At 47.0% G+C, this 7,541-nt stretch carries 7 protein-coding genes; 4 read left to right on the top strand and 3 right to left on the bottom strand.

Annotated features, from left to right (window positions below; all coding sequences use genetic code 11):
* The first annotated feature begins 173 nt into the window (after positions 1-173).
* Positions 174-1,181, top strand: a complete 1,008-nt coding sequence (locus MMG82_RS02340) for a class I SAM-dependent methyltransferase (RefSeq protein ID WP_037431613.1) — start codon at positions 174-176, stop codon at positions 1,179-1,181.
* Positions 1,182-1,472: 291 nt separating this feature from the next.
* On the opposite strand, the gene MMG82_RS02345 is transcribed toward MMG82_RS02340, so the two are convergent.
* Positions 1,473-3,572 (bottom strand): glycoside hydrolase family 97 protein, encoded by a 2,100-nt coding sequence (locus tag MMG82_RS02345; protein ID WP_241406410.1) that lies wholly within the window; start codon positions 3,570-3,572, stop codon positions 1,473-1,475.
* Between the two features lie 218 nt (positions 3,573-3,790).
* Between MMG82_RS02345 and MMG82_RS02350 the strand changes: the two genes are divergently transcribed.
* Both MMG82_RS02350 and MMG82_RS02355 read left to right on the top strand, forming a co-directional pair.
* Positions 3,791-4,579, top strand: coding sequence for a tRNA (adenine(22)-N(1))-methyltransferase TrmK (locus tag MMG82_RS02350; protein WP_047540895.1), 789 nt, complete (start codon positions 3,791-3,793; stop codon positions 4,577-4,579).
* 112 nt (positions 4,580-4,691) lie between these two features.
* A complete protein-coding gene (locus tag MMG82_RS02355) occupies positions 4,692-5,222 on the top strand; it encodes an NUDIX domain-containing protein (RefSeq protein WP_047539974.1) in 531 nt (176 codons plus the stop codon).
* A gap of 110 nt (positions 5,223-5,332) precedes the next feature.
* On the opposite strand, the gene MMG82_RS02360 is transcribed toward MMG82_RS02355, so the two are convergent.
* A complete protein-coding gene (locus MMG82_RS02360; protein ID WP_241406411.1) occupies positions 5,333-6,016 on the bottom strand; it encodes a hemolysin III family protein in 684 nt (227 codons plus the stop codon).
* A 250-nt stretch (positions 6,017-6,266) separates the two neighbouring features.
* A complete protein-coding gene (locus MMG82_RS21645; protein WP_229777739.1) occupies positions 6,267-6,446 on the bottom strand; it encodes a hypothetical protein in 180 nt (59 codons plus the stop codon).
* Here MMG82_RS21645 and MMG82_RS02370 point away from each other — a divergent pair.
* Positions 6,439-7,541: hypothetical protein (locus tag MMG82_RS02370; protein WP_241406412.1), on the top strand; the 1,103-nt coding region annotated here is incomplete at its 3' end. The two genes, MMG82_RS21645 and MMG82_RS02370, sit on opposite strands and share 8 nt — an antisense overlap.

Raw genomic sequence — 7,541 nt, forward strand, 5'->3', positions numbered from 1 at the left:
GATGAGCCAAAGGGGCTGCCTCACTTAGTGCCTTAAGCTAAAACGGCTCTGCTTGTATAGTCTGTGATTGGATACTGGGAGAATTTATCCGATATTTTGTCGCTGAGTTTGCTATCATGCCGTTTTCCCCTTGAAACCTTACGCAGGTTTCCGATGTATGAGTCCCGCTTTTTATGTCTATTCAAACGCTGTTATCGACGGCTTTAGCTAAACGCCATGATTTTTTACTACAAGCAGAACAAGATCATACCGATTGTTTTCGGGTGTTCCATGGCACGGTCGAAGGTGTCAGTGGCTTGAATGTCGATCGCTACGGCGATAATTGGTTAGTACAGAGTTTTCACCACACCTTAACCGCTGAGGAATTGGCTGAAGTAGTGGACGTGCTCACCCAAGAAGTGGCCCTGCCGGTAGTGTATAACGACCGCTCGGCTGGCCATTCGCGGGTGCTCAATGCGCTAAGCCCTGAACTGGATGATATTGCCAGTGCCGAGTTGGTGATGCAGGAAAATGGGATTAAATTCACCACTAAGCTACGCCACGAAGGACAAGATCCGCTGCTATTTCTTGATATGCGTATTGGTCGCGAATATGTGCGGGCACACAGTCAAGATAAAACCGTACTGAATTTGTTTTCTTACACCTGTGGTATCGGCACTGCTGCGGCTATGGGCGGCGCAGAACGGGTAGTGAATGTCGACTTTTCCTCCTTTGCACTCGCCGCTGGGCGAACTAATGCCGAATTAAACCAAGTGTCAGAGGTGTGTGAGTTCGTGCAGAGTGATGCGTTTCCGGCCTTGCGCCAATTAGCTGGTTTAAGTGTGGGAGGGCGCCGCAACCAAAAATTACCCAGTTACCCCAAATTGCCGCAAACCCAATTTGATCTGGTATTTCTTGATCCGCCTCGTTATGCCAAGAGTGCCTTCGGGATTGTCGATTTAGTTAATGATTACCAAGGTTTATTTAAACCCGCATTATTATCAACCAAGGCTGGTGGCACCATTGTGTGTTGCAATAATGTCGCCAAAGTAGACCGTCAAGATTGGTTTGATAGTCTAGTTCGCTGCGTTGAAAAGCAAGGCCGAGGTGTGATTGACCACACTTGGCTCGATCCCCATGAGGATTTCCCGTCATTCGATGATAATCATCCCCTTAAAATTGTGGCGTTGACCTTAAATTAACCTGAGCTCGGGATAAGTAGCGCCGCTGAATAGGCATCTTTTCGAGCCTCTCTGCGTTGCTCTGTCTCACCATAGCTCGCTATGGCGTACGACAGAGCGCCTTGATATGCGCAAAAATCTGCACATTCAGTCAGGAAAAAGATTTTTCTTTTCAAAATAATCATCTATAGCATTGATTTTGTTTGTTAAATTTAGACTTTTCGACACTCGTTATCCCGAGTTCAGGTTAAATTAATCGCATTGCAAACCTAATAGGGCGACCATCTTGGTCGCCCTATTACTTTGCTTAATTTAAAGAGCCTTAAAGCGGATCGCTGTGCCGCCACTGCTGGCGAGGGCTAAGGTTAGGCTGTTTTTGGCGCTGACCTCTTTGGTTTCAATCACATAATCATAGGGATTGGTTTTCCAATCGGCTTTTGCACCATCGCGATAAATCTGGGCTTGATAGCGTTTGTTTGGATCGAGGAAATCCAGTTTGACCTTAACCTGACGGGCATTTTCATCGGTCAGCGCGCCTAAGTACCAATCCTGTTGATCCTTGGCCTGACGGGCAAACACCACATAATCACCCACTTCGCCAGCCAGTGCGATACTTTGATACCAGTCTGTTGGTACATCGCGGATAAACTGGAAGGCATCTAGATGTTTTTGATAATTGCGTGGCAAGTCGGCGGCCATTTGGATTGGGCTGTAGAGCACCACATACAGGGCGAGTTGCTTCATTAATGTGGTTTGCACGCGATTTTCGGCATCTAACCCCTTAGGTGCCAAATCAAAAATCCCCGGGGTGAAGTCCATTGGTCCAGCCAGCATGCGGGTAAAGGGCAGCATGGCGGTATGTTCTGGGCTATTTGGTGGGCTGCCCCAGGCATTGTACTCTTGGCCGCGGGCACCTTCGCGGGAGATCCAGTTAGGATAAGTGCGGCGCAGCCCAGTATCTTTAATCGGCTCGTGGGTATTAATGCTGATATGGTGCTTGGCTGCTTCGGTAACGCTGTGAAGATATTCACCCACCATAAACTGACCGTCGTGCCATTCGTGACGGGTGATACCGTTTTCATCGATGCGTTTGATTTGTCCACCGTCAGCGACATAACCGGTTTTGACTTGGGTCACGCCATGTTTTTCATACAGGGCGAAGGCATCATTCATTTGCTTGCGGTAGTGGGTGACTGAGCCTGCGGTCTCGTGGTGACCAATCAGGCGCACGCCTTTTTTCGCGCCGTAGGCGGTAATGGCGGGTAAATCGAAATCATCATAGGCCTTAGTAAAACTGAATTGATCGCCATTATGGAACCAATCGCCATCCCAACCTTGGTTCCAGCCTTCGACCAAGACACCATCAAACTGGTATTTGGCGGCGAAATCCATATAACGCTCTGTTTCGCTGGTGGTTGCGCCATGCGCTGGGCCCGAGCCCCAAGTGTTGTCATTGAGGTGCATCCCCCACCAAATGCCGACATATTTGCCCAGTTTAACCCAAGAGACATCCCCTAGTTTATTGGGTTCATTCAGGTTGAGGATAAGGTGAGAATTAAGCAGTCCCGTGGCTTTGTCGGCGATTTGAATCGTGCGCCATGGGGTATAAAAGCCCGCTTGGGTTTTAACCCGAATACCATCTGACCAAGGAGTAAGATCGGCCTTGAGCTTGCCATCACGCTGTTGATCGAGGGTCATCGAGGCAAAATCAACTAACGCCGCCTCGTGAATGCTTAAATGGGTGCCATCGACCAGTTTAAAGGTAAAAGGGGTGTGGGCTCGGTCGACCTGATTGAGTGCGCTGGTGCGATACAAATATTCGTAGCGGTTCCATCCACGAGAAGGGATCCACCAGGCGGTGGCCTTATCACTCTGGCCAATATTAAATTCGGTGAGTTCATCGGTAATGGCAAGCGGCGTATTGTTCGGCAACGCGTTTTGGGCCGCTAAGTGATAACGAAAGCCGATGCCATCGTCAAAGGCTTTAAACTCGAGGTTTAAGTCGATTTTACCGTCGGTTAATACCACGCTCAGTTGATTGTGTTGATCCTTTACCCACTCTTGCTCACCCCAAGGTTGCTGCCATTTTTTATTGGCACTGGCGGGGTGGCTCGATTTAATGCGAAGACCTTGTCCTAATTCGCCCAGTGAGGCAAAGACTAACCCTAATCGGCTCGGTTCGATAACGGTTTTGCCATGAAAATGGATTTGATATTCGGGGCGGCCCGTATCATCACTCAGACTCAAGACGATTTGCTTATCGGGGGAGCTCAGGTTGAGGGTCTGCGCCGTGGCACCTGTACTCAACAGGCTGCCAATGCTGAGTGCTAGCAAGCTGGGCGTGAATAAATTGTGTCGATTTCGCGTTGGCGAGTTGATGTGGCGGGTGTGGGTAAGCAGATTGCTGAACATTCCCTGATCCTTGTTTTTATAGTGAATATGGGTCAATGCATACTAGTGGTGATGGCTTTTTGCTCGCAATGGGTTGCATACGTATTCACCGATGCGGCCTAGAGGCTGGCAGCCTGATAGTCAAACCTAAAGAGATGGGTTTTAACCGCTGACTCGGGTAGAATGCGCGGCTTTATGGCGCTCAAGCATGTATGGGCGCGATTTTTGAGGCGTCAGCGGTGAAAATCAGTCAGCGATTACAGCAGATCAATCAGATGGTAGAGCAAGGATACGATCATATTTGGGACTGCTGCTGCGATCATGGTTTACTCGGCATGCTGTTACTGCAAAGAAATGCTGCGCCTAAAGTGCATTTTGTCGATTGTGTGGCGCCCTTAATGCAGCAACTCAGCCTTGAGTTAGCTCGGTTTTTCCCCCAGCAGCCTATCTCAAACGCTCAAAACGAAAAAGAGCAAACCACCCATGCCCAAAGTGAATGGCAAGTGCATTGTCTGGATGTGGCGGCGTTGCCACTGGCACATTACGGCAAGCAAGCCAAGCACTTAGTGATTATTGCGGGTGTCGGTGGCGAGTTATTGGTTGAACTGGTGCGCAGCATCGTGTCGTGTTATAGCCAGTATCACAGCGACAATCACAACCATTCTTATCATTCCAGCCCGCTCGAGTTTATTTTGTGTCCCGTGCATCATAATTATCATGTGCGCAGCTCACTTGCTGAGTTGGGATTATCCCTTAAGCAGGAATATTTACTCGAAGAAAATCAGCGCTTCTATGAGATATTGCATTTAACCCATTCGAGTACAGCTTCGAAGCGCAATGACGTGGCGCCCTTAAGTTCGACTGGCTCAATTATGTGGCAAGGGTTAGATGCGGATAAAACCAGCCAGGCTAAGCGTTATCTTGTGCAGACAATCAGCCACTACCAACGTATCCCCGAGAGCCGCTTGCCAAATAAGGCACAAATTGTGGCGGCCTATCAGCAAATCTTGCGGCAACTAAGCAACTGAATTAACCCGTTTCAAGTGTACGTATTGTTGTGCGTGTTGCTTGAAAACGGTTTTGCTCTATAAATCTATAAAGTTGGTTTATGCTAATAGGCCGTTAATCTTGAGTTTTTCTATGCGTTTATTGAAGTCCACCCAAGCTGCCAATATTAATTTAAAACAGGCAAGGATCTTTTATCGCCAAGCCGCCCGAGCCATTGTGTTGTCGGGGGAAGATATTTTGCTGCTCTATACCCAAAAATATCGAGATTACGGCTTGCCCGGCGGTGGTGTGGATAAAGGCGAGAGCATCGAGGTTGGGCTTATTCGTGAGTTACAGGAAGAAACCGGCGCCATTGCAGCTAACGTTATTGCACCCTTTGGCCGCTATGAAGAATATCGACCTTGGTTTCGCGAAGGCGCCAACGTAGTACATATGGATTCCTATTGCTACCTGTGTGAAATCGATATGACTTTAGGTAACCGTGGCTTAGGTGAGCCAAAGCTTGAAGCCCATGAAGTGAAAAACGGTATGCGCCCTGAGTGGATCAATATCCATCAAGCCATTGCCCATAATGAAGAAATTCAGCGCACCTTCGCCAACAAAGGCCAATCTATCGACAGGGAAACCTTTTTGCTGAAACAGATAGTTGCAGAATTATTGTAGATAACGCTTGGCTGGCGACTTTATCACTTAGCCATAAAACTCAGTCTCAAAGCATAGATATAAAAAAGCCCCCCAGAGAATGGCTTGTGTGACTCAGAGTGCGTGAGATGCTAGATCACTGTTAAATAAATACAGAAGAAATGACTCATCGCGCCAGCTAGCACAAACAGATGCCAAATCGCGTGATTGTACGGAATACGTTTGCCGACATAAAAGATCACTCCAAGGGTGTAAAACAACCCGCCCAATAGCAGTAGATTAAATCCAAGCGGTGACATTGCTGCTGTCAAATCGCCAATCACCGTCATACAAAGCCAACCCATCGCCAGATATAACACAAGACTGAGTTTTTTAAATCGGTGAATAAATAAGGTCTTAAATAAAATCCCACCAATAGCCAAAGACCAAATCGCCGTCAGGATAATGGTTGAAAGCTGTCCTTGCAGGCTGATTAACATCAGTGGGGTGTAGGTGCCCGCAATTAAGCAGTAGATAGCACAATGGTCGGCAATCTTAAGTTTATGTTTCCAGCCAACATGCGTTACGCTGTGGTACAGGGTTGAGCTTAAAAATAACAGGATAAGACTTACGCCATAAATAATAACGCCTGTAAGTTGAATATTGGTGAGATGATCTGCGCCCTTAAGTAGCATAAAGATTAAGCCCACTACACCTGCAATCACCCCTAGGCCATGGCTGATGCTATTGGCTATCTCTTCACTAAGGCTATAGCAACTGATATTCAATGGTTTTTCATGACTCATTTGCGGTTCTATCAAACTCTGGCTTGGCATGCTGTTGATCCACTCGATGACGATAATGATTGAGTCTATCAGTAGATAAAAGGGAAAGCTATAATTGGCTTACACGTGTAAGCTGATTTATTTTACGTGTTCTTGTCATCGGCTATAACACTGATGAGTTCTGTTGTCCTTGTACAAGATTATGGTACTGGTTGACAACTGAATAATGTCACTGCTTTGGAACTTTGTTCGACTCACTTTCTCTAATTCTCCGTAAGATGTCATGGATTTGTTAAGTACTTTATTCATTAAGTACTAAGGGATGGATTTTGCCTGTTCGATCGAATATAGCCCCAGAAGATAGCATCAGATTTGATGCGCACAGCAGTGCCACAAAGGACGAGGCTTTACCATTTTCCGCTTTGCCTTTTTGTGCAACGTTTTTAAGTGCTACAACCCAAGGCGCTACAGATTTGAACACTAAGCCTTTTAGCGCTTTAAGTGTTCATGCCGAGTCTTGCGATAACAATCTACACCTCAATTTAAGTAAAGCAGACCAAAGATCAATCGATAGCGCATTTAAAACATCTTCAAATCTAAGCGGGCTAGAGCGGCCACATTATTTCAATCTTAAGCTATTGCTTTGGGTCATGTTTGGCCATGGCTTACTGCTGTTTTTATTAATTTTTTTATGGCGAACCCAGTCGGAACACTTAGGGCTGCATTTTACTGAATCATCTGCTAACGCACGGACTACAACCAAAGCGTTAAAGGCATATTTTATTTATGCGCCGCCAACGCAAACTGCTCCAGCGGATTCTGCTCAAGATATCTCAGTGGAAGAGTTTATTAACACTAGCGAGCCGATAACCTCACCGCCTAATACCGTAAAGCCGGCAGCTGATATTGAGCAGTCAGCGAAAGTGTCACCAAAAGTCGCAGTAAAGCTGACGCCAAAACCCATGGAGCAGATAGCCAAACCTCCAGAAGTCAGCGCCCAAGAATCAAAAGTAACAGAATCAAAAGCATCAGTACCAAACACATCTGTGCCTAACACCTCAACGCCGAACACCTCAACTCAGGGCCAAACCCAGCAGAGTGCAAAAGAGGCTGTTAAACCGAAAAAGGCAGAAACCCAATCACGCTCGGCACAAGCGGTAAGTACAGAGCAATCTGCGGTAAGTGGGCAAAGCGGTGGGGTGGCGGGCAGTGTGGGATTGTTTACTCAGCGTTATTTTGAACGACAGCGTGAGCAAGCTTTAGATGATTTAGTGTTAGAGCAAGCAAATCATTACAGCAAACGGTCGAATTTGTCTGAAATGAGCCCCGAGATGGAGGTACTGATTGTGCCCAATGCCGACGATTTTAGCGGCCCCACCAGTTTGGATTTAGAGCTGGATCCGAATCGTATCGTTCGTCAAGGTAATACCTGTTATCGGGTCGTCAAAGTAGGCACCCCAATTAATCCCTATGCTGAGAACTTAGGTTTCCCCTTCGATTGCAGTGGCAAGAAAATGAACCAAGAAATTGATGATGCCATTAAGGCGCAGCTCGATAAAATGATGGTAAAGCGGCC

This window comes from Shewanella sp. MM_2022_3 (assembly GCF_022557375.1).
Lineage (GTDB): Bacteria > Pseudomonadota > Gammaproteobacteria > Enterobacterales > Shewanellaceae > Shewanella > Shewanella xiamenensis.

What these genes read in the sequence shown, in the direction of transcription:
- MMG82_RS02345 (WP_241406410.1), bottom strand. Translation starts at nt 3,572, where the DNA reads ATGTTCAGCAATCTGCTTACCCACACCCGCCACATCAACTCGCCAACG.
- MMG82_RS02360 (WP_241406411.1), bottom strand. Translation starts at nt 6,016, where the DNA reads ATGCCAAGCCAGAGTTTGATAGAACCGCAAATGAGTCATGAAAAACCA.
- MMG82_RS02340 (WP_037431613.1), top strand. Translation starts at nt 174, where the DNA reads ATGTCTATTCAAACGCTGTTATCGACGGCTTTAGCTAAACGCCATGAT.
- MMG82_RS02355 (WP_047539974.1), top strand. Translation starts at nt 4,692, where the DNA reads ATGCGTTTATTGAAGTCCACCCAAGCTGCCAATATTAATTTAAAACAG.